The sequence below is a fragment of the Variovorax sp. GW821-FHT10D07 genome (assembly GCF_059415325.1).
In genome coordinates this window covers 104,537-126,735 of the sequence record NZ_JBWKMZ010000002.1, presented here as the reverse complement: position 1 = coordinate 126,735, position 22,199 = coordinate 104,537, and the positions used below count along the sequence as shown (strand labels likewise).

Annotated in this window: 17 protein-coding genes and 1 other RNA gene; 11 read left to right on the top strand and 7 right to left on the bottom strand. The window is 70.4% G+C overall.

Features of this window, described 5'->3' with window-relative positions; genetic code table 11:
• Positions 1 to 19: 19 nt before the first annotated feature.
• The 3 genes from AC07PU_RS05705 to AC07PU_RS05695 form a co-directional block, all read right to left on the bottom strand.
• Positions 20 to 1,366 carry an MATE family efflux transporter gene (locus tag AC07PU_RS05705; RefSeq protein ID WP_398498959.1) on the bottom strand — a complete coding sequence of 449 codons (1,347 nt, stop codon included), beginning with the start codon at positions 1,364 to 1,366 and terminating at the stop codon, positions 20 to 22.
• Positions 1,363 to 3,126: a hypothetical protein gene (locus tag AC07PU_RS05700; RefSeq protein WP_431512530.1), complete on the bottom strand. Its 1,764-nt coding sequence runs from the start codon at positions 3,124 to 3,126 to the stop codon at positions 1,363 to 1,365. Before AC07PU_RS05700 ends, AC07PU_RS05705 begins: the two co-directional genes overlap by 4 nt.
• Positions 3,127 to 3,219: 93 nt before the next feature.
• Entirely contained in the window at positions 3,220 to 3,492 is a 273-nt protein-coding gene (locus AC07PU_RS05695) for a type B 50S ribosomal protein L31 (protein ID WP_093341315.1), read from the bottom strand.
• Positions 3,493 to 3,627: 135 nt separating this feature from the next.
• Here AC07PU_RS05695 and AC07PU_RS05690 point away from each other — a divergent pair, with 135 nt between their 5' ends.
• Complete coding sequence (locus AC07PU_RS05690) at positions 3,628 to 4,695, top strand: oxidoreductase (RefSeq protein ID WP_495315984.1); 1,068 nt, start codon at positions 3,628 to 3,630, stop codon at positions 4,693 to 4,695.
• A gap of 67 nt (positions 4,696 to 4,762) precedes the next feature.
• On the opposite strand, the gene rho is transcribed toward AC07PU_RS05690, so the two are convergent.
• Together rho and trxA are read right to left on the bottom strand one after the other, a co-directional pair.
• Complete coding sequence (gene rho, locus AC07PU_RS05685) at positions 4,763 to 6,028, bottom strand: transcription termination factor Rho (RefSeq protein WP_057594219.1); 1,266 nt, start codon at positions 6,026 to 6,028, stop codon at positions 4,763 to 4,765.
• Between the two features lie 188 nt (positions 6,029 to 6,216).
• Complete coding sequence (trxA, locus tag AC07PU_RS05680) at positions 6,217 to 6,549, bottom strand: thioredoxin TrxA (protein ID WP_057594218.1); 333 nt, start codon at positions 6,547 to 6,549, stop codon at positions 6,217 to 6,219.
• Between the two features lie 157 nt (positions 6,550 to 6,706).
• Between trxA and AC07PU_RS05675 the strand changes: the two genes are divergently transcribed.
• From AC07PU_RS05675 to AC07PU_RS05665, 3 genes are read left to right on the top strand one after another with little or no spacing between them, the layout of a single operon-like run.
• Positions 6,707 to 9,292: a PD-(D/E)XK nuclease family protein gene (locus AC07PU_RS05675; protein ID WP_495315981.1), complete on the top strand. Its 2,586-nt coding sequence runs from the start codon at positions 6,707 to 6,709 to the stop codon at positions 9,290 to 9,292.
• Complete coding sequence (locus AC07PU_RS05670; protein ID WP_495315979.1) at positions 9,289 to 12,552, top strand: UvrD-helicase domain-containing protein; 3,264 nt, start codon at positions 9,289 to 9,291, stop codon at positions 12,550 to 12,552. Before AC07PU_RS05675 ends, AC07PU_RS05670 begins: the two co-directional genes overlap by 4 nt.
• Entirely contained in the window at positions 12,549 to 13,790 is a 1,242-nt protein-coding gene (locus AC07PU_RS05665) for a TIGR03862 family flavoprotein (protein ID WP_495315977.1), read from the top strand. The genes AC07PU_RS05670 and AC07PU_RS05665 overlap by 4 nt, the downstream gene beginning before the upstream one ends.
• Positions 13,791 to 13,867: 77 nt before the next feature.
• On the opposite strand, the gene ffs is transcribed toward AC07PU_RS05665, so the two are convergent.
• Positions 13,868 to 13,964: signal recognition particle sRNA small type (ffs, locus tag AC07PU_RS05660), an RNA gene on the bottom strand.
• 118 nt (positions 13,965 to 14,082) lie between these two features.
• Here ffs and dnaX point away from each other — a divergent pair.
• The 7 genes from dnaX (at position 14,083) to AC07PU_RS05625 (ending at position 20,389) form a co-directional block, all read left to right on the top strand.
• On the top strand, positions 14,083 to 15,948 hold the full coding sequence (dnaX, locus tag AC07PU_RS05655; protein ID WP_495315975.1) for a DNA polymerase III subunit gamma/tau: 1,866 nt from the start codon (positions 14,083 to 14,085) through the stop codon (positions 15,946 to 15,948).
• A gap of 124 nt (positions 15,949 to 16,072) precedes the next feature.
• Positions 16,073 to 16,405: a YbaB/EbfC family nucleoid-associated protein gene (locus tag AC07PU_RS05650; protein ID WP_007836669.1), complete on the top strand. Its 333-nt coding sequence runs from the start codon at positions 16,073 to 16,075 to the stop codon at positions 16,403 to 16,405.
• Positions 16,406 to 16,429: 24 nt separating this feature from the next.
• A complete protein-coding gene (gene recR / locus AC07PU_RS05645; RefSeq protein WP_093341325.1) occupies positions 16,430 to 17,020 on the top strand; it encodes a recombination mediator RecR in 591 nt (196 codons plus the stop codon).
• Positions 17,021 to 17,075: 55 nt separating this feature from the next.
• Positions 17,076 to 17,468 (top strand): MAPEG family protein, encoded by a 393-nt coding sequence (locus AC07PU_RS05640; RefSeq protein ID WP_208513568.1) that lies wholly within the window; start codon positions 17,076 to 17,078, stop codon positions 17,466 to 17,468.
• A 160-nt stretch (positions 17,469 to 17,628) separates the two neighbouring features.
• On the top strand, positions 17,629 to 18,663 hold the full coding sequence (locus AC07PU_RS05635; RefSeq protein ID WP_057594211.1) for an ABC transporter substrate-binding protein: 1,035 nt from the start codon (positions 17,629 to 17,631) through the stop codon (positions 18,661 to 18,663).
• A gap of 74 nt (positions 18,664 to 18,737) precedes the next feature.
• The gene (locus AC07PU_RS05630) at positions 18,738 to 19,553 is read left to right on the top strand and encodes an ABC transporter ATP-binding protein (RefSeq protein WP_093341331.1); all 816 of its coding nucleotides are present in this window, start codon (positions 18,738 to 18,740) and stop codon (positions 19,551 to 19,553) included.
• Positions 19,550 to 20,389, top strand: a complete 840-nt coding sequence (locus AC07PU_RS05625; protein WP_057594209.1) for an ABC transporter permease — start codon at positions 19,550 to 19,552, stop codon at positions 20,387 to 20,389. Before AC07PU_RS05630 ends, AC07PU_RS05625 begins: the two co-directional genes overlap by 4 nt.
• Positions 20,390 to 20,424: 35 nt before the next feature.
• Here AC07PU_RS05625 and AC07PU_RS05620 read toward each other — a convergent pair whose 3' ends face one another.
• Positions 20,425 to 22,191 carry a monovalent cation:proton antiporter-2 (CPA2) family protein gene (locus AC07PU_RS05620; RefSeq protein WP_495315970.1) on the bottom strand — a complete coding sequence of 589 codons (1,767 nt, stop codon included), beginning with the start codon at positions 22,189 to 22,191 and terminating at the stop codon, positions 20,425 to 20,427.
• Positions 22,192 to 22,199 lie beyond the last annotated feature (8 nt).

Genomic DNA, 22,199 nt, shown 5'->3' with positions numbered 1-22,199 from the left:
GCCGCGCCGCTGCCACCGCTCAGCCGCGCACGCGGTGCGCCATGGTCCAGCGCAGCAGCGCGCCGAACAGCAGCGCCGTGACGGCCAGCGCGGCGGCACCCATGATCCAGAACGCCAGCGGCGACTGCATGGCCGGCCAGGGTCCGAGCCCGCGGTAGGCCAGCAGGTAGCTGCCGCCCAGGCCCACCACCCACAGCAGCGTGCAGTAGATCGCCAGCGGCGCGAGCGTGACGCGGTAGCAGCGCAGCACGAACACGCACAGGGTCTGCAGCGCGTCGGCGAAGTGGTAGAGCGCCACCACGAGCAGCAGCGCGCCCGCGAGCGCGATCACGGCCGGCTTGTCCGAATACACGGCCGCGAGCTGGAAGCGCAGCCCCCACATGGCGAGCGCGAACAGCAGCGCGCACAGCACGGTCAGCTCGAAGCCGGTGCGGCAGGCGCGCCGCGCCAGCGCCGGATCGCCGGCACCGAGCCAGAAGCTCACGCGCGCGCTGGTCGCGATCGCGAGCGACAGCGGCACCATGTAGGCCACGGCCAGCAGGTTGGCGGCGATCTGGTGCGCCGCGGCTGCGGTCGTGCCCAGGCGCGCGATGAACAGCGCCATCAGCGTGAACGAGGTGACCTCGACCAGCACCGCGAGTCCGGCCGGCACGCCCAGGCGCGCGAACTGGGCGATCTGCGCCCAGTCGGGCTTCTCGATCGGTTGCCAGAGCCGGTAGCCGCGGTAGAACGGGCTGGCGCGCAGCAGCCACACGGCGCAGCCGAGCATCGCCCAGTTGACGACCAGCGTGGCCCAGCCGCAGCCGACCAGGCCCATGGCCGGCAGGCCCGCGCCGCCGAAGGTGAACCAGACCGACAGCGGCAGCTTGATCGCCAGCGAGGCGAGTTGCAGCCAGGTCACGAGCTGCGGCTTGCCCAGGCTCTGGCTCAGGGTGCTGAACAGGCGGAACAGCAGCGCGGGCGCGAGCGCGAAGGCCAGCACCATCAGGTAGGCCTCGACCTCGCTGCGCATGGCGGGCGGCACTTGCGTCCATTGCAGGGCCGGGCCCGGCAGCAGCAGCAGCGCCATGCCCACCACGATCGCCAGTCCCGCGAGGTAGAGCGACTGCCGCACCGAGCGGCCCACCTCGGCGCCGCGGCCGCCGCCGTGCAGCTCGGCCCACACCGGCAGCAAGGCCTGCAGCACGCCCATCAGCGAGACGTAGACGCTGACGAAGATGGCGGCGCCGACCGACAGGGCGGCCAGCGCGTCCTCGGAATAGCGGCCCGCCACGATGGTGTCGGTCACGCCGAAGGCCATCACGGCGAGCTGGCCGACCAGCACCGTGCCCGCGTGGCGGGCGATCAGTCCGCGTTCGCCCCTCACCGCGGTGCGATCTTTTCGTACAGCAGCAGGTCGTCGGAGGGACTGCTGGGGCGGCGCAGGGTCCCCGCGAAGCGCCATTGGTCGAGCGAGATGATGGTGTGCAGCCGCTCGATGGTCTCGGGGGCCACCAGCAGCCACGGGCAGTCGGTGCCCAGCAGCAGCGGCTGCAGCTCGAAGTGGCCGTGGTATTGCAGCGCCGCGATGTGGGCGCGGCTCAGCGCGAGCTCGGCCACGCACTTGGGATGGCCCACGCGCTCGCTCACCGCGCGCACCTGCGGCGCGTAGCTGCGCGCATAGTCGATCGGCGGCAGCCACAGCGTCATCAGCAGCATCCAGCACAGCGCGGTGCCGCCGGCCGGCAGCACCAGCGTCTTCCAGAGTGCCGCGCGGTGGCGGCCGGTGCGCCAGCGCACCAGCCAGCACCAGGCGATGGTGGCGGCGAGCGCGAGCACGAAGGCGATGGGCGAGAACTCGGGCACGAAGCCCGGCACCAGCCGCGCCACGCTGGCCGCGGGCTTGGGCGGGTAGCCGGTCTGCATCGCGATCCAGTAGATCCAGCCGAGCAGCGCGAGGCCGCTGAAGAAGAGCAGGGTGAACCAGTCGACCAGCGCCGCCACGCTGCGCCGGAAAGTCGGCAGCGCGAAGGCCGCGAGCGTGGCCATCGCGGGCAGCGCCAGCATCAGCGAGCGGTCGGAGTAGTCGGTGGTCCAGGTGGCGGCCAGCGGCACCAGCGCGAACCAGAACGGCAGCGCCACGTGGCGCGCCGCGAGCTGGCGGCGCCAGCGCCACAGCGTCCACAGCGCGAGCGGCCAGGCCGGCCAGGTGAACCACAGCAGCAGCCGGGCCTGGCTGCGGATGTCACTCGCGATCGAGGTACCGGGATGGGCGCCGGGCAGGTCGATCTTCCATTGCAGCAGGCCGAGGCCGATCGCGAGCGCCGCGGCCAGCAGCGTCACGCCGGCCATGGTGAACAGCGCGCCGCGCGTGTAGCCCGGGCCTTCGTCCTCGCCCACGCCCGACCAGCCGGTGCTCGCGGGTTCGGCGGCGCGCCGCATGCGGCGACGCTCGTAGGCGATGAACAGCACGCTGCCCGTGGCCAGGGCCAGGCCGACGGTCGGGCCGCCGCTGAGCGTCATGCCCAGCGTGCCGACCACCAGCGCGATGACCGGCCCGGCGCGCCGGTAGGGCAGGGCCGCCACGCCGTAGAACAGGTGCGAGGCGAAGTAGAGCTGCGCCAGCGCGGGCGTGGTTTCATGGCCCAGCTGTGCCAGGCCCAGGCAGGCGATGAGCGCGAGCAGGGCGCCGTCGGCCATGGCGCGCGCGTAGTCGGTCGGCCGCGCCTCGCCGCCGAAGGCGAAGGCCACGGGCTGTGCGCGCGCGGTGCGCGCCAGGTAATAGACCGCGTACCAGGTCGCGGTGAAGGTGCCCCACAGCAGCAGCGCGAACACGATGCGCACCGCGAAGTCGGGATGCAGCCAGGCGGGCGCGATCTTGATCGCCAGCGCGCCGATCCAGTACGGCACCAGCGCGGGCGTTTCGGGCGCGATGCCCAGCAGGCGCGGATCGAACCAACGGGCGATGCCCTCGGTGCTGCGCGCCAGTTCGGCCATGTAGCCGAAGGCCGTGATGTCGGCGCTCTTCCAGGGTCCCCGGCCGACCAGCCCCGGCAGCAGATAGGCGGCGCACAGCAGCAGCAGCGCGATGCGCGGCAGCCGGCGCACGGCATTCTGGGCAACGATCGCGGGCGTGGGCTGGTTCAAAGGGCGATGGGCGGCAACGGGTGGGGGAAACAAAAAGGGCAGCGCGGTAAACCGGGCTGCCCTCGACGCCAGGCCTGAGCCTGGGTGCGTGCCTTACTTGGAGGCAGCGGCGCCGGTCGTCTTGCCGAAGCGGTTGCGGAACTTCTCGACGCGACCGCCCATGTTGTCGACCGACTTCTGGGTGCCGGTGTAGAACGGGTGCGATTCGCTGGTCGTGTCCAGCTTGAACAGGGGCAGCTCGCGGCCGTCGTCCGCCTTGGCGGTTTCCTTCGTGTTCACGCAGGAACGGGTCACGAACTTGAAGCCGTTCGACATGTCGACGAACAGGACTTCGCGGTAATTCGGGTGGATGCCTTCTTTTGCCATGGTCTTTCCTTGGGGGTCGATGCGAGAGCCACTGGCGGGCAGGACGCCGGCCGCACTTTTCGCGAAGCCGTCGATTATCGCATACTGGGCCGATGGCGGCCACTTCGGCCCGTCCCCAGCCAAATCGGGCCTCCCATGACCTCCAGACCCCTGCGCGCCGGCCTCGTCGGCTACGGCTTTGCCGGCCAGACCTTCCATGCCCCCGTGCTGTCGGCCGTGCCCGGGCTCGAGCTGGCGGCCGTGGCCAGTTCCCAGCCGCACAAGGTGCATGCCGACTGGCCCGGCGTGGCCGTGGTGCCCGACACGGCGGCGCTGGTCGCGCGGCAGGACATCGATCTCGTCGTGGTCGCCACGCCGAATGCCCAGCACCATCCGGTCGCGAAGGCGGCGCTGCTGGCCGGCAAGCACGTGGTGGTCGACAAGCCGTTCACGCTCGATGCTGGCGAGGCGCGCGAGCTCAAACTGTTGTCCGAACGCAACGATCGGGTGCTCGCGGTCTACCAGAACCGCCGTTTCGACGCCGATTTCCTGACCCTGAAGGAACTGCTGGCCAGCGGAGAGCTGGGCCGCCCGGTCTATTTCGAATCGCATTTCGACCGCTACCGGCCCGAGGTGCGCGAGCGCTGGCGCGAGCAGAAGGTGCCGGGCGCGGGCATCTGGGTCGACCTGGGCGCGCACCTGGTCGACCAGGCGGTGCAGCTGTTCGGCATGCCCGACACCCTGCAGCTCGACACCGCCGTGCTGCGCGACGGGGCCCTGGTCGAGGACTACTTCCACGCGGTGCTGCGCTACGAGTCGGGGCCGCATTCGCCGCTGCGCGTGGTGCTGCACTCGACCACGCTCGCGGCCCATGCGGCGCCGCGCTACCTCGTGCACGGCACGCGCGGCAGCTACGTCAAGCACGGCGTCGATCCCCAGGAGGACGCGCTGCGCGCCGGCCAGCGGCCGCCGATGGCGGGGTGGGGCGCCGATCCGCTCTATGGCGAGCTCGTGCTGCCCGCCGCCGACGGCACGGTGGCGAAGCGCGCCTGGCCCACGCGCGCGGGCGACTATGTCGCGTACTACGCGGCCGTGCGCGACGCGATCCTCGGCCAGGGGCCGAATCCCGTGCCGCCCGCGCAGGCGGTGGCGCTGATGGAACTGCTCGATCTCGGCCGGCGCAGCGCCGAGGAAGGCCGCGCGCTGCCCGTCGCGCGCCCATGAAAAAAGCGCGCTGCATCTTGCGATGCAACGCGCTTTTTGGGGAGGCGAGCTTCGGTCGAAGACCGGCTCAACCCCCGCGACGCATCATGTCGAAGAACTCGACATTGGTCTTCGTCGCCTTCATGTTCTTGAGCATCAGCTCCATCGACTCGATCTCGTCCATGTTGTACATGAGCTGGCGCAGGATGCGGGTCTTCTGCAGGATCTCGGGCGCGAGCAGCAGCTCTTCGCGGCGCGTGCCGCTGCGGTTGAGCTGGATCGACGGGAACACGCGCTTCTCGTAGAGGCGGCGGTCGAGGTGGATTTCGGAGTTGCCGGTGCCCTTGAACTCTTCGAAGATCACTTCGTCCATGCGGCTGCCGGTGTCGATCAGCGCGGTGCCGATGATGGTCAGCGAGCCGCCTTCCTCGACATTGCGCGCCGCGCCCAGGAAGCGCTTGGGACGCTGCAGCGCGTTGGCATCGACACCGCCGGTCAGCACCTTGCCCGACGAGGGCACGACGTTGTTGTAGGCGCGTGCGAGGCGGGTGATCGAGTCGAGCAGGATCACCACGTCCTTCTTGAGCTCGACCAGGCGCTTGGCGCGCTCGATCACCATCTCGGCCACGTGCACGTGGCGCGCGGCGGGCTCGTCGAAGGTGGAGGCGATGACCTCGCCCTTCACCGTGCGCTGCATTTCGGTCACTTCTTCGGGGCGCTCGTCGACGAGCAGCACCATCATGTGGACCTCGGGGTAGTTGGCGCTGATCGCGTGCGCGATGTGCTGCATCATCACCGTCTTGCCGCTCTTGGGCGGTGCCACGAGCAGGGCGCGCTGACCCTTGCCGATGGGCGCGATGATGTCGATCACGCGGCCGGTGATGTTCTCTTCGCCCTTGATGCCGTCGCGCTCGAGGCGCATCTGCTCCTTGGGGAACAGCGGCGTCAGGTTCTCGAACATCACCTTGTGCTTGTTCTGCTCGGGCGGCCCGCCGTTGACGGCGTCGAGCTTGGTCAGCGCGAAGTAGCGTTCGCCGTCCTTCGGAATGCGCACCTCGCCCTCGATCATGTCGCCGGTGTGCAGGTTGAAGCGGCGCACCTGGCTCGGGCTGATGTAGATGTCGTCGGTGCTGGCGGTGAAGCTGGTGTCCGGGCTGCGCAGGAAGCCGAAGCCGTCGGGCAGGATTTCGAGCACACCGTCGGCGAAGACCTGTTCGCCGGCCTTCGCGCGCTTCTTGATGATCGCGAACATCAGCTCCTGCTTGCGCATGCGGCCGACGTTTTCGATCTCAAGGGCTTCGGCCTGCTTGAGGACTTCAGACACGTGGAGTGCCTTGAGTTCGTTTAAGTGCATGGAACGACCCCTTGCGGGGGCAATCGAGGGGAAACGGAGAACAGGGGGGTGGTTCGATGTGAGACGAGAACTGCCTCACTGACCGGGGAACTCGAACCGGCTACCTGAAAGGGCCGGCGATCTGCTGGTGATTATGACAGGAAAAACGCGCCGGCCAACGCGTTGCGCGCTGGCCGGTTTGAAAGCACTCAGGCGAGTTGCTGGTCGATGAAGGCGGTGAGCTGGGCTTTGCTCATGGCACCGACCTTGGTGGCGGCGAGCTGGCCGTCCTTGAACAGCATCAGCGTGGGGATGCCACGGATGCCGAACTTGGCGGGGATGTCGCGGTTCTCGTCGACGTTGAGCTTGGCGATCTGCAGCTTGCCTTCGTAGGCGCTCGACACTTCGTCGAGGATCGGGGCGATCATCTTGCAGGGGCCGCACCATTCGGCCCAGTAGTCGACCAGCACGGGCTGGCTGGACTTGAGCACGTCGGCTTCGAAGGAGGAATCGGAGATGTGTTTGATCAGCTCGCTGGCCATGATGGAGTCCTTGTGCGCGGGGAGTTTCGGTGCAGCTACAGTGCGGGTCATTGTGACAGAAACCAAGGGGTGACGTGGCATGCACGAAGGCTATGGCGCCGATAGCCAGAGCCCTCGTCGCGACCCGGCCCCGCTACCGAATCCCCCGCGACAGAACATGAACGAAGGCCATCCCGTCCAGGCCCTGTGGTGCGACCCTGCCGATGGTGTGGTCGCGCGCATCGTGCGCGTGCTCGCCGAACGCCAGGCGCATGCGGCGCGCACGATGGTGCTGGTGCCCTATGCGCAGCTCATGGGCGTGGCGCAGGCGATGTGGGCGCGCTGCGGCTCGCCGGGCTTCGTTCCGCGCTTCGAGACCACGCGCAACTGGGCACGCAGCGCGGGCGGCTTCGTCCCTTCGGGCTACGACATCGCCTTCGACATGGCGCGTGATCTCGTGACCGCGCAGGGCCTGCTCTCGCAGACCGGCTTCGGCGCCGAACGCTTCGCGCTCGCGGGCCGCGTGGTCGAGCTGGCTTACCAGCTCGCGCCGCTCGCGGCCGCGGTCGCGCCCGAGGAGCGCGACAGCGCCTGGGCCGAGCGCGCCGCGGGCGTGGCCGATGCGGGCAGCGAATCGGAGTGGTTCCGCATCGAGAGCGCGCTGATCCGCATCGCGGTCGCCTGGGCCGCGAATGCGAGCTATGCCACCGACGTGCTGCTGCGCGAGCCCGCGCGTGCGCAGATCGACGTGCTGATCGTTCTCGAGGGCTTCCAGACCGACCCCTTGACGCAGACCCTGTGCGGCCTGTGGGGCGAGCGCGCCGTTCGCCTGTCGCTGGTGCCGGCCATCGCGCCGCTCGGGCAGTCCGCGGCCCATGTCGCGATCGATCCCGAGGACGAGGCCGAGCTCGCCGCGGCCTGTGCGCTGCGCCACCTGGCCGAGGGCCGCAGCCCGGTCGCGCTGGTTGCCACCGACCGCGCGCTCACGCGCCGCATCGGCGCGCGGCTCAAGGGGCAGGGCGTCACGGCGCAGGACGAGACCGGCTGGAAGCTCTCGACCACGCGCGCGGCCGCCATGCTGATGAGCGCGCTGCGCGCCTGCGCGCACGACGCCGGCAGCGACCAGGTGCTCGACTGGCTCAAGAGCGGCGACGACGGCGATGCGCTCGCGGTGCAGGGACTCGAGTCGAGATTGCGGCGCGAGGGCGTGCGCGACTGGTCGGCCTGGTGCGCGCAGGCCGCGCACAGCGAGAAGCCGCAGGACGTCGCGCTGATGCCCTTCACGAACGAGATCGAGGCCCGCCGCGCGCCGATGGCGCGCGCGCGCCCGCTCGCCGAATGGCTGGTCGCATTACGCGACCTGCTCGAGGCGGCCGGCCAGTGGGAGCCGCTCGAGGCCGATCTCGCGGGCGGCAAGGTGATCTCGGCACTGTGGCTCGATGCCGGCGCGCACGGCGACGACGAGGCTTTTCCTGGTGGCCGTCACACGCTGTCCGAATTCACGGCCTGGGTGCGCGACGTGCTCGAGGACGCGAGCTTCGTGCCGCCCGTCAATGGCGAGATACCGCAGGTGATCGTGCTGCCCTTGCATCAGCTGCTGGGCCGGGCCTTCGGCGCGATCGTGATCCCGGGCTGCGACGACCGCCGCCTGCCCGCATCGCCCGAGCCGCCCGGCAACTGGAGCGCCGCGCAGCGGCTCGAGCTCGGCCTGCCTTCGCGCGAGGCGCTCGAGGCGGCGCAGCGCGCGGCCTGGAACGCGGCCCTGTGCAATCCCTGGTGCGAACTGCTGTGGCGCAGCGCCGATGCCAGCGGCGAGCCCGTGCGGCCCAGCCCGCTGGTGCAAGGCCTCGAGCTCGACCATGCGCTCGCATTCACCGACGATCCGCGCACGCGGCGCGAAGTGCCCGTGCGTCCCACCCTCTATCCAATGCCCTCGGGCGCGCTGCTGCCGCTGCGCAACGTGTCGACCAGCGTCTACGAGGACCTGCGCCGCTGTCCCTACCGCTTCTTCGCGCTGCGCCAGCTCGGCCTGCGCAGCGCCGACGAGCTCGATGCCGAGGTCGACAAGCGCGACTTCGGCAACTGGCTGCATGCGGTGCTCGGCCATTTCCACGAGACGCTGCGGGAGACGCCCACGCGCGACGCCGGCGAGCGCCTGCGCTTCATCGAGGACGCTGCCGTGCGCGCCACGCGCGAGTACGGCCTGTCGGATGCCGAGTTCCTGCCCTTTGCCGCGGCCTGGCCCGCGGTGCGCGACGGCTACCTCGACTGGCTCGCGGGCCACGAGGCCGCGGGCGCGGTCTTCGTCGAGTCCGAACCCTGGAAGGAGCAGCCGCTGGGCGCGCTGCAGCTGGTGGGCCGGCTCGACCGCATCGACCGCATGCCCGATGGCCAGCCCTTCGTGATCGACTACAAGACCGAGTCCTCGGCCGTGACCAAGGAGCGCGTGAAGGAACCGACCGAGGACACGCAGCTCGCCTTCTATGCCGCGCTGGTGGCCGACGACACGCTACGCGCCGCCTACGTCAACGTGGGCGAGAAGTCCTCGGGCACGCAGACGGTGGAGCAGCCGGTGGTGGTGCAGGCGCGCGATGCGCTGGTGGCCGGCATCCTCGACGACTTCCGGCGCATCGCCGAAGGCACGCCGCTGCCGCCGCTGGGCGAGGGCACGGTGTGCGAGCACTGCACCGCGCGCGGCCTGTGCCGCAAGGATTTCTGGAGCGACGATGCCGGCGCCGCCGTGCTGCAGGGGAGCACGCCATGAATGGCGCCGCCTACGAACACAACGGCCAGCGCGTGCCGCGCGAGGCCTTCTACACCGTCGCCTGCGATCCGCGGCGCTCGGTGGCGGTCGAGGCCTGCGCGGGCGCGGGCAAGACCTGGATGCTGGTGTCGCGCATCGTGCGCGCGCTGCTCGACGACGGCGCCAACGCCTGCCAGCCGCACGAGATTCTCGCCATCACCTTCACCAAGAAGGCCGCCGGCGAGATGCGCGAGCGGCTCGACCAGTGGCTCGAGGCCTTCGCCGAGCGCGAGCCCGAAGAGTTGGTCAAGGAACTGGTGATGCGCGGCATGCCGCCGGCCGAGGCGCTGGCCGCCGCGCCGCGCCTGAAGGGCCTGTACCGGCAGTTGCTCGAAGGCGGCCGGCCGGTGCAGTTCCGCACCTTCCACGCCTGGTTCGCGGGCCTGCTGCGCAATGCGCCGCTGGCGGTGCTGCGCGAGCTCGGCCTGCCGTCGAACTACGAACTGCTCGAGGACGATGCCGAGGCGCGCTCGCGCACCTGGCGCCCCTTCTTCGAGGCCGTGACCGCCGACCCCGATGCGCTGGCCGACTACTACGCGGTGGTCGCCACCTACGGCCGCTCGCAGACCGCCAAGGCGCTCGGCGAGGCGCTCACGCGGCGCGTGGAGTTCTCGCTCGCCGAGCCGGCCGAGGCGGTGCGGCATTTCGCCGACCTGCATCCGGCGCTGGCCGGCTTCGACACGCCGACCGACGCGCTGCGCGGCGAGGCCGTGCGCCGGCGCTGGCTCGACCGCGCCGCCGCGCTCGGCCGCGAGACCAACAAGACGCCGCAGAAGGCGGCCGAGGCCGTCATCGACATCTTCGGCACCGGCGAGCCGGCCGAGTCCGCGCTGCCGGCGGCGCTCGCGCTGCTGCGCAAGAGCTTCTTCGTCGCGACGGAAGACCGGCTCAACAAGAACCTGCAGAAGTACCCGGCCGCGCAGGAGGCCGAGGCCGAACTGCAGCTGCTGTGCGCCGCGCAAGCCCAGCACGCGGCCTGGCTTTACCAGCAGCGCATGACGCGGCTCACGCGCCTGCTGATCGATGCCTTCGCGGGCGTCAAGCGCGCCCATGGCTGGGTCGACATGAACGACGTCGAGCAGGCCGCGCAATTGCTGCTGGGCCAGTCGGCGCTCTCGGGCTGGGTGCAGGAGCGGCTCGATGCGCGCATCGCGCACCTCTTGATCGACGAGTTCCAGGACACCAATCCGCTGCAGTGGCAGGCGCTCTACGGCTGGCTCAGCGCCTACGTGGGCGCGGGCGGCAGCGCGCCGCGCGTGTTCGTCGTGGGCGATCCGAAGCAGAGCATCTACCGCTTCCGCCGCGCCGAGCCGCAGGTCTTCATCGCCGCGAAGAAGTTCGTGCGCGAGGGCCTCGGCGGCGAGCTGCTCAACTGCGACCACACGCACCGCAATGCGCGCGCCGTCGTGGGCCTGGTCAACCAGGCCATGCTGGCCGCGCAGGAGGCCGGCGAGTTCGACGGCTTCCGTGCCCACACCACCGAGCGCAGCGACGAGGGTGCGCTGCTGAAGCTGCCGGCCATCGAGCGCGATGCCGCCGAAGCAGCGGCCGAAGCGGCACCGGCCGACGACGGCATGCTGCGCTGGCGCGACAGCCTGGTCACGCCGCGCGTGCTGCCCGAGGAACAGCTGCTGCAGAAGGAGTGCGAACAGGCCGCGCGCTGGATCGCGCAGTTGATCGCAGACGGCACGCCGCCGCGCCAGATCATGGTGCTGTCGCGCCGCCGCAGCCGGCTCGCCGCGATGCAGGACGCGCTGCGCCAGCGCCATATCCCGGTGCAGCAGCCCGAGAAGAACGAACTGCACGATGCACCCGAGGTGCAGGACATGGTGGCGCTGATCGACGCGCTGGTCTCGCCCGCGCACGATCTCTCGCTGGCGCGCGCGCTCAAGTCGCCGCTGTTCGGCATCGGCGACGAGGATCTCGTGCAGCTGGCGCTGCGCCAGCGCGCGCTGCCGGGCTGGAGCTGGTTCCGGCTGCTGCAGACCGGGGAGGACCTGCCGGCCGCGCTGGCCGAGGCCGCGCCGCGTCTCAAGCGCTGGCAGCGCTGGCTGGCCACGCTGCCGCCGCACGATGCGCTCGACGCGATCTTCCACGACGGCGACGTGCTCGCGAAGTTCGGCGCGGCCGTGCCCGCCGCGCTGCGCCAGGGCGCGCTGGCCAACCTGCGCGGCCTGCTGGCCGCGTCGCTCGACATCGACGGCGCGCGCTTCGTCACGCCCTATGCGCTGGTGCGCGCGCTGCGTGCCGGCGGCGTGCGCGCTCCATCGGTGGCCGCGCCCGAGGCGGTGCAGTTGCTGACGGTGCACGGCGCCAAGGGCCTCGAGGCCGACACCGTGCTGATGCTCGATTGCGACGCGCCGCCGCCGCGCGCCCAGACCATGGGCGTGCTGGTCGAATGGAAGGGCGGCGACCGCGTGCCGACGCGCTTCGTTTTCCTCGCGAGCGAGAAGACGCCGCCGGCCTGCGCCGCATCGCTGCTGCTCGACGAGCAGCGCGCGCGCCACCGCGAGGAACTCAACGGCCTCTATGTCGCGACCACGCGCGCCCGCGCGCGGCTGGTGCTGTCGTCGGTGCGTCCCGCGCGCGCCAACGAAGGCAGCTGGTGGGCGCGGCTGGCCGAGGCCTGCGAGACCGTCGATGCCGACGAGCCACTGGTGGCGCCGGTCGCAGCGCAGGCGCAGGCCGTCTTCGCGATCCAGGAGCTGCCGGTGTTCGCTTCCGCGACGCCGCCGGTGCCCGTTGTGCGCAAGGAAAAGGCGGCCACCCTCGACGCGCGCGCCGCGGCCTTCGGCCAGGCGATGCATCGCTTGCTCGAATGGTCGGTGCCCGGCGAGCCCTTGGCCGCGGCCCATGTGCGCGCGGCGGCGCAGGAGTTCCTGCTCGACGCGCAGCAGGCGCGCGGCGCCGCGGCGCTGGCCGCGCGCATCCGCGCCGGCGCGGGCGCCTGGGCCTGGGACCTCGAGCGGATCGACTGGCACGGCAACGAGGTCACGCTGGTGCACGAAGGCGACACGCTGCGCATCGACCGGCTGGTGCGCGAGCGCGCCAGCGGCATCTGGTGGATCCTCGACTACAAATCGGCCGCAAGGCCCGAGCACGATGCCGCGCTCATCGCACAGATGCAGCGCTACCGCGCGGCCGTGCAGCAGGCCCATCCCGGTGCCACGGTACGCGCCGCGTTCCTGACCGGGCAGGGCGAACTGGTGAACCTCGAATGACTTCTCCTCCCACCGCCGCCGTGATCGGCGGCGGCCCCGCCGGCCTGATGGCGGCGGAAATCCTCTCCGCGGCCGGTGCGAACGTGCACCTCTACGACGCCATGCCCTCGGTGGGGCGCAAGTTCCTGCTCGCGGGGCGCGGCGGGCTCAACCTCACGCACTCCGAGCCCTTCGAGGCCTTCGTGGGCCGCTTCGGCGAACGCCGCGCCGAACTCGAGCCGATGCTCGCGGCCTTCGGTCCCGCGCAACTGCGCGAATGGGCCGCGGGCCTGGGCATCGAGACCTTCGTCGGCAGCTCGGGCCGCGTGTTTCCCACCGACATGAAGGCCGCGCCGCTGCTGCGCGCCTGGCTGCACCGGCTGCGCGAGGCCGGTGTGCAGTTCCACATGCGGCACCGCTGGATTGGCGATGCCGCGGTCTCGCCCGGCGTGCTGCGCTTCGACACGCCCACGGGCGAGGTCGAGGCCTCGGCCGACGCGGTGGTGCTCGCGCTCGGCGGCGCGAGCTGGGCGCGGCTCGGTTCCGATGGTGCCTGGGCGCCGCGGCTGCAGGCGCAGGGCGTGGCGGTGGCGGAGCTGCAGCCCGCCAACTGCGGCTTCGACGGCAGCGGCTGGAGCGCGCATTTCTCGGAGCGTTTCGCGGGCCAGCCCTTCAAGTCGGTGGCCGTGTCGTTCACCGACAGCCGCGGCCGGCAGTTCGCGCGCAAGGGCGAGTTCGTCGCCACGGCGGGCGGCATCGAGGGCAGCCTCGTTTACGCCGTCTCGGCCCTGCTGCGCGACGAGATCGCGGCCCACGGCAGTGCCACGTTGCTGCTCGACCTGCTGCCCGACCGCAGCGCCGAGCAGGTGCTGGCCGCGGTCAAACATCCGCGCGGCGCGCGTTCACTCGGCAGCCACCTCAAGAGCCGGCTCGGCCTCGAGGGCATCAAGGCCGGCGTGCTCTACGAGGTGCTGAGCCGCGAGGCGATGCACGATCCGCTGCAGCTCGCGCAGGCGATCAAGGCCGTGCCGCTGCGGCTGCTGGCCGCGCGCCCGGTCGACGAGGCGATCAGCACCGCGGGCGGCGTGCGCTTCGAGGCGCTCGATGCGCAGCTGATGACGAGCGCGCTGCCCGGTGTGTTCGTGGCGGGGGAGATGCTCGATTGGGAGGCACCGACCGGCGGCTACCTGCTCACGGCCTCGATGGCCAGCGGTGTCGCGGCCGCGCGCGGCGCGCTCGCACGGCTGGGTCTTGCGTGAGACCCAGGCCGTGATCGATGGAACGAGGAGCGGTTGGCGCGGCTCCCGTTTCAAGCCGAAACGAAAGCGCTGAAGAAGTTGACGAGCCTTACCCCTGGCACTGACTACGCAGTTAGGGCTGCTTGGTTCCCCACCTGACCCGGTTGGCCACTTCACCATGCAGGGAGGCCCGTCAGCGGCGATTCTAACCTCGCTCGCGTTGCCCCCTTCGTCGGGGCGGTGAATCGATCGATGAGAAACATCGAAGAGGCGGACGCCGAAGGCCCCCTTCGCGGCTTTTAGAATGGGCGCAATGTCCTATATCGTGCTCGCCCGCAAGTTCCGTCCGAAAACCTTCGCTGAGATGGTCGGTCAGGGGCACGTGGTGCAGGCGCTCGAGAACGCGCTCACCACCCAGCGCCTGCATCACGCCTACCTGTTCACCGGCACGCGCGGCGTGGGCAAGACCACCGTCTCGCGCATCCTGGCCAAGTCGCTCAACTGCCAGGGCCCGGACGGGCAGGGCGGCATCACCGCCACGCCCTGCGGCGTGTGCCAGGCCTGCCGCGACATCGACGCCGGCCGCTTCGTCGACTACACCGAGCTCGACGCGGCCTCGAACCGCGGCGTGGACGAGGTGCAGTCGCTGCTCGAGCAGGCGGTCTACAAGCCGGTGCAAGGCCGCTTCAAGGTCTTCATGATCGACGAAGTGCACATGCTGACCAACACCGCGTTCAACGCGATGCTGAAGACGCTCGAGGAGCCGCCCGAGTACCTCAAGTTCGTGCTGGCCACCACCGATCCGCAGAAGGTGCCGGTCACGGTGCTGTCGCGCTGCCTGCAGTTCAACCTGCGCCCGATGGCGCCCGAGACGGTGCTCGAGCACCTGACCTCGGTGCTGCAGACCGAACAGGTGCCGGCCGAGCCGCAGGCACTGCGCCTGCTCGCGCGCGCGGCGCGCGGCTCGATGCGCGACGCGCTCTCGCTGACCGACCAGGCGATCGCCTTCGGCAACGGCGAGCTGGTCGAGGCCGGCGTGCGCCAGATGCTCGGCAGCGTCGACCGCGGCCATGTGTTCCGCCTGATCGAGGCGCTCGCGCAGGGCGACGGCAAGACCGTGGTCGAGACCTCCGAGGCGCTGCGCATCGACGGCATGTCGGCCGCCTCCACGCTCGAGGAAATGACCGCGGTGCTGCAGGCCATGGCGGTGCTGCAGGCCGTGCCTTCGCGCGCCGAGGCCGCCACGTCCGCCACCGATCCCGATGCGGCCGACACCGCGCGGCTCGCGCTGCTGATGCCGGCCGACGAGACCCAGCTGCTCTACAGCCTGTGCCTGCACGGCCGCGGCGAGCTCGGCCTCGCGCCCGACGAATACGCCGCGCTCACGATGGTGCTGCTGCGGCTGCTGGCGTTCAAGCCTGCGCAGAACGCGGCCGGCTCGGCCTCCGCGGAAAAAAAAACTCTGAATGACGCCCCGGCGGCGGCGCCGGCACCCGTTGCCGCCCCCGTGCAGCCGCCGCGGCCGATCCCGGTGCGCAGCATGTCGGCCGAGGCGCCGCGTCCGGCGCCCGTGTCCGATGCCGCGCCCACGCAGCCGCCGGCCCACGCGCATGCGGGCCACCGCCTGCCGGTCGTCGACCAGCCCGTGCGCCGGCCCGAGGCGCGTCCACCCGAGGACGCCCCCGAGCCCGATCCCGCCAAGGTGGTCGCGGTGCCGATGCGCGTGCAGCCGCCGCCCGGCGCGCGCGACACGCCGCGCGATGGCGCCCAGGCCCCCGCCGCGCCGATCCCGCCGAGCGAGGAGGGCGACTTCTGGTTCGCCACCGTCACGCAGCTGATCGCGGCCGAGAGCATCGCCGCGCTCACGCGCGAACTCGCGCTGCAGTCGCAGCTGGTGGCGCGCGACACCGACCAGTGGCTGCTGCGCATCGAGCGCGAGTCGCTCAACCAGCCTTCGAGCCGCGAGAAGCTGATCGCCGCGCTGGCCGCGATCGGCCACGAGGTCAAGCTCGCGATCGAGGTCGGCGGCGTGGTCGACAGCCCGGCACGCCGCAACAAGGCCGCCGCCGACGAGCGCCAGCGCATCGCCGAGGAGGCGATCCGCAGCGATCCCGATATCCAGGCCCTGATGCGCGACTTCGACGCGAGGATCGTCCCGGGCTCGCTCAAACCGGCCTGAGCGCAGCGGGCCACGCGCAGCGGCGACAATCGGCCGTGGCCCTTGCGGCGGCGAGGCTTCGCCGCCATCTGCGCTTCCATCTCTTATCCTTCCCCATCCACCCAACCGATCCACAGGACCAACGATGTTCAACAAAGGACAACTGGCCGGCCTCATGAAGCAGGCGCAGGCAATGCAGGACAACCTCAAGAAGGCCCAGGAAGAACTGGCCCACATCGAGGTCGAGGGCGAATCGGGCGCCGGCCTGGTCAAGGTCGTGATGACCTGCAAGCACGACGTCAAGCGCATCACCATCGACCCGAGCCTGCTGGCCGACGACAAGGACATGCTCGAGGACCTCGTGGCCGCCGCCTTCAATGCCGCCGTGCGCAAGGCCGAGGAGACCAGCGAGCAGAAGATGGGCAAGCTGACCGCCGGCATGCCGGGCCTGCCCCCGGGCATGAAGCTGCCGTTCTGATGCCGCCGAGCCACCAAGGCTGACGTGTCCGACGCCGGTTCCCTCGACGCGCTCGTCGATGCGCTGCGCCGCCTGCCGGGCGTGGGCGTCAAGTCGGCCTCGCGCATGGCCTTCCACCTGCTGCAGCACGACCGCGAGGGCGCGCAGCTGCTCGCGCGCGCCCTGCAGCAGGCGGCGGGGCAGGTGCGCCATTGCGAGCGCTGCAACACCTTCACCGAGATGCCGGTGTGCAACGTCTGCCTCGACGTGCGGCGCGACGCGACCAAGCTCTGCGTGGTCGAGACGCCGGCCGACCAGGCCGCGCTCGAACGCACCAATGCCTTTCGCGGCTACTACTTCGTGCTGATGGGCAAGCTCAGTCCGCTCGACGGCATCGGTCCCAAGGACATCGGCCTGCAGAAGCTGTTCGAGCGCGCGCTCGACGGCACCGTGGCCGAGGTGATCCTCGCGACCAACTTCACGGCCGAGGGCGAGGCCACGGCGCACGTCATCGGCGATGCGCTGCGCCAGCGCGGCCTCACCGTCACGCGGCTCGCGCGCGGCGTGCCCGCGGGCAGCGAGCTCGAGTACGTGGACCTCGGCACCATCGCGCACGCGCTGGTCGACCGGCGCTGATCCCGCGGCGGCCACCGCCGCTGCGCGGCGCATCCAAGAGATTCCGGAGACACCCATGACCCTGTCGCTGCTCACCGTCGCCTACTGGTGCGTCTTCATCGCCTGCGGCCTGCCATACCTCGCGGCCTGGATCGCCAAGGCCGGCGCGTTCCGTCCCAGCGACAACGCGCAGCCGCGCGACTGGGCCGCCAGGCAGGCGGGCTGGCGTGCGCGCGCCAATGCCGCGCAGGCCAACAGCTTCGAAGGCCTGCCGTTCTTCATCGGCGCGGTGCTCATCGCGCACCAGCTCGGCGCCGCGCAGCTGTGGATCGACCGCCTCGCGATCGCCTACGTGCTGCTGCGCGTGGCCTATCTCGCGCTCTACATCAAGGGCATTCCGGCGCTGCGCAGCGCGGTCTGGGCGGCTGCGTTCGTGGTCAACATCGCGATCCTGTTCCTCGCGAAATAGCGCGGACTAATCCGGCCTTTTTCACTCTGTGAGAGGCCTTCATGCTTACGTGAAAACCCGCACGGGATGACCCCGATGCAGCGACCCTGCGCGCGCCCCTAAGCTCGATTCAGTTTCGACGCATCCCAGAGCCACCCCAAGCCGCCGCAGGCCACGTTCCATGCTTCACCGCCGCACCCTCATCTCCGCCTCGGCCATCGCCGCCGCCACCATCGCGTTGCCGCGGGTGTTTGCGCAGCCGAAGCTGGAGAAAACCAAGATCTCGATCGCGGTCGGCGGCAAGGCGGCGTTCTATTACCTGCCGCTCACCATCTCCGAGCAGCTCGGCTACTTCAAGGCCGAGGGGCTCGATGTCGAGATCTCCGACTTCGCGGGCGGCGCGCGCGCGCTGCAGGCGGTGGTCGGCGGCTCGGCCGACGTGTGCTCGGGTGCCTACGAGCACACCATCAACCTGCAGGCCAAGAACCAGTTCTTCCAGGCCTTCGTGCTGCAGGGCCGCGCGCCGCAGATCGCGATGGGCGTGTCGACCAAGAACATGTCGAGCTATGCCGGCATCGCCGACCTCAAGGGCAAGAAGATCGGCGTCTCGGCGCCGGGCTCGTCGACCAACATGGTGGCCAACCTCGTGCTCTCGCGCGGCGGCCTCAAGGCCAGCGACGTGAGCTACATCGGCGTGGGCGTCGCGGCCGGCGCGCTCACCGCGCTGCGCTCGGGCCAGATCGACGCCATCAGCAACACCGACCCGGTGATGACCATGCTCGAGCAGAAGGGCGACGTGAAGATCATCAGCGACACCCGCACGCTCAAGGGCACGCAGCAGGTGTTCGGCGGGCCGATGCCGGCCGCCTGCCTCTACGCGCCGGTCGACTTCGTGCAGAAGAACCCCAACACCTGCCAGGCGCTGGCCAACGCGATCGTGCACGGCCTCAAGTGGCTGCAGACCGCGGGCCCGGGCGACATCATCAAGACCGTGCCCGAGACCTACCTGCTCGGCGACCGCGCGCTCTACCTCGCCTCGTTCGACAAGGTGCGCGAATCGATCGCGCCCGACGGCATCGTGCCGTCCGAGGGACCCAAGACCGCGCTGGCGGCGATCGCGAGCTTCGATACTTCCGTCAAGGCCGACAAGATCGACCTGGCGAAAACCTACACCAACGATTTCGCACGGCGAGCGAAGGACAGGTTCAAGGCCTGACCTCGATGTCCCGCGACCCGGCTTCGGCCGGGTTTTTTCTGGGGGACGCACTTCGCTCGACATCCAGTTCCGCCATGTCCGACCACGCACTCGAACTCCTCTCGATCAGCTGCATCTTCCATTCGAAGGACGACCCCGGCCAGCGCTACACCGCGGTGGCCGACACCACGCTGCGCGTGCGCGCCGGCGAGTTCGTGTCGGTGGTCGGTCCCACGGGCTGCGGCAAGTCGACCCTGCTCAACATCGGCGCGGGGCTGCTGCAGCCTTCGTCCGGCACGGTCAAGGTGTTCGGCCAGCCGCTCGCGGGCATCAACGCGCGCGCGGGCTACATGTTCCAGACCGAGGCGCTGATGCCCTGGCGCAGCGCCATCGACAACGTGATGGTGGGACTGCAGTACCGCGGCGTGCCTGATGCCGAAGCGCGCCGCGAGGCCGAAGCCTGGCTCGCGCGCGTGGGCCTCTCGGGCTTCGGCGACCGCTATCCGCACCAGCTCTCGGGCGGCATGCGCAAGCGCGTGGCGCTGGCGCAGACGCTGGTGCTCGACCCCGACATCATCCTGATGGACGAGCCCTTCAGCGCGCTCGACATCCAGACCCGGCAATTGATGGAGAACGAGGTGCTCGATCTCTGGAGCGCGAAGAAGAAGGCCGTGCTGTTCATCACCCATGACCTCGACGAAGCCATCGCGATGAGCGACCGCGTGGTGGTGCTCTCGGCCGGACCCGCCACCCATCCGATCGGCGAGTTCGAGATCGACCTGCCGCGCCCGCGCGACGTGGCCGAGGTGCGCACCCAGCCGCGCTTCGTCGAGCTGCACACCCAGATCTGGGAGGTGCTGCGCGACGAGGTGCTCAAGGGCTACGCGCAGCAACTGAAGAAGGCCGCATGATGTCGCGCCTGGCCCTCAACGAACGCAACGCGCGCTTCTGGCAGCTGGTGCTGCTGGTCGTGATCCTCGTGGGCTGGCACCTGGCCTCGCGCAACCAGCAGGTGGCCTTCTTCCTCGGCGAGCCGATCCAGGTGGCCGGGCGCATCTGGAGCTGGTTCCTGCCCTTCGAGGTGCCGGCGAACCCGCTGTTCCCCGACGGGCTCAAGGGCAATGCCGACATCTACCTGCACCTGGGCACCACGCTGCTCGAGACCGTGCTGGCCTTCGGCATCGGCACCGTGCTGGGCCTGGGCTGCGGCCTGTGGCTCGCGCTCGCGCCCACCGCGAGCCTGATCCTCGATCCCTACATCAAGGCCGCCAACTCGATGCCGCGCGTGATCCTCGCGCCGATCTTCGCGCTGTGGTTCGGCCTCGGCATCTGGAGCAAGGTGGCGCTGGCCGTCACGCTGGTGTTCTTCATCGTGTTCTTCAACGTCTACCAGGGCGTGCGCGAGGTCAGCCCGGTGGTGCTGGCCAATGCGCGCATGCTGGGCGCCAACCAGCGTCAGCTGCTGCGCACCGTCTACCTGCCGAGCGCCACCAGCTGGGTGTTCTCGAGCCTGCACACCTCGGTGGGCCTGGCCTTCGTGGGCGCGGTGGTGGGCGAGTACCTGGGCTCGGCGCGCGGTGTCGGCTACCTGATCCTGCAGGCCGAGGGCACCTTCGACGTCAACACCGTGTTCGCCGGCATCGTGGTGCTGACGGCCTTCGCGCTCGCGCTCGACGCGCTGGTGGGCCTGATCGAGAAGCGGCTCATGAAGTGGCAGCCGCGCAGCGGCGAGACCGAGAAGCTCTGAACCGCGCGGCGGCCCGAGAACGAGCTCGGGCGCGCTCAGGTGTTCTTGCCGTGCGCCTCGGTGTTGACCTGCACCAGCGCGCGGCCCGCGAAGATGCCGCCGGCCATCTCGAGCACCAGGCGCTCCGCGTCGCGCCGCCGCAGCTCGCCGATCACCTCGTCGGCCTCGGTGTCGGAGGCGCCGAGCGCCAGCACGCCCTGGCGGCCGAAGGCCATCGCCGATTCGAAGGTCTCGCGGATCTGGAAGTCGACGTTGAGCTTGCCGATCTCGAGCATGTGCTCGCGGTCGTAGGCGCGCACCAGCAGTTGCGCATGCGGGAACTCGGCCTTGAGCAGCTCGACGATGCGCGTGGTGGCGGCCTTGTCGTTCACGCAGACCATGATGACGCGCGCGCTGTGGGCGCCGGCGGCATGCAGCACGTCGGCGCGCGAGCCGTCGCCGTAGTAGACCTTGAAGCCGAACAGGGCGGCATCGCGGATCACCTGGGTGTCGGTGTCGATGATCGCGATCGAGGCGCCGCGCGCCAGCGCGCCCTGGATCGCGATCTGGCCGAAGCGGCCGAAGCCGATCACCAGCACGTTGCCGACCAAGTCCTCGGCCTTGTCGATGCCGTCCATCGACTCGGCCACGGCCGGCGCGAAGCGGCGGTGCGCGAGCACCACCATCGGCGTGAGCGCCATCGAGAGCACCACCACCGCCGTCATGTTGGCGTTGACCACCGGGCTGATGACGCCCGCGGCGAGCGCGGAGGAGAACAGCACGAAGGCGAACTCGCCGCCCTGGGCCATCAGCACCGCGCGGTCGAGCGCGTCGGCGCGCGAGCTCTTCGCGAGCCGCGCCACCGCGTAGATGCACAGCGACTTCACCACCATCATCGACAGCACGCCGGCCAGGATCAGCTGCCAGTTGCGCGCCACCACCGCGAGGTCGAGCGACATGCCCACGCCGATGAAGAACAGCCCGAGCAGCAGGCCGCGGAAGGGCTCGATGTCGGCCTCGAGCTGGTGGCGGAAGGTGGATTCGGACAGCAGCACGCCGGCGATGAAGGCGCCCATGGCCATCGAAAGGCCACCGAGTTGCATCAGCAGCGCGGCGCCCAGCACCACCAGCAGCGCGGCGGCGGTCATGACCTCGCGCGCCTTCGAGTTGGCGAGCACGCGGAACAGCGGGTTCAGCAGCCAGATGCCGGCCGCCACCAGCGCCGCGAGCGCGGCCAGCGCGATGCCCACGCCGATCCAGCGCGAGCCGGCCTCGACCACGTGCTGCGTGGCGTCGGGCGGCGCGATGAATGCCACGATGGCCAAGAGCGGCACGATCAGCAGGTCCTCGAACAGCAGCACGGCGACGATCTTCTGGCCGCGCGGCGCCGCGATGTCGCCGCGTTCGCCGAGCAGCTGCATCACGATGGCGGTGGAGGTCAGCACGAAGCCCATCGCGCAGACGAAGGACACGGCGAGCGGGAAGCCGAAGGCCATGCCCACGCCGGTCAGCAGGATGCCGCAGACCACCACCTGCAGGCTGCCGAGGCCGAAGATGTCGCGCCGCATGCTCCACAGGTGCGAGGGCCGCATCTCGAGGCCGATCACGAACAGGAACATCACGACGCCGAGCTCGGCCGTGTGCAGGATGGTCTGGGGATCGGTGAAGAGGCCGAAGCCGAACGGGCCGATGGCCAGCCCCGCGGCCAGGTAGCCCAGCACCGAGCCGAGCCCGATGCGCTTGAACAGCGGCACCGCGACCACCGCGGCACCCAACAGCGTGACGACCTTGACGAGATCGCCCGCACTTCCTTCCACTGCCATGTCATGGC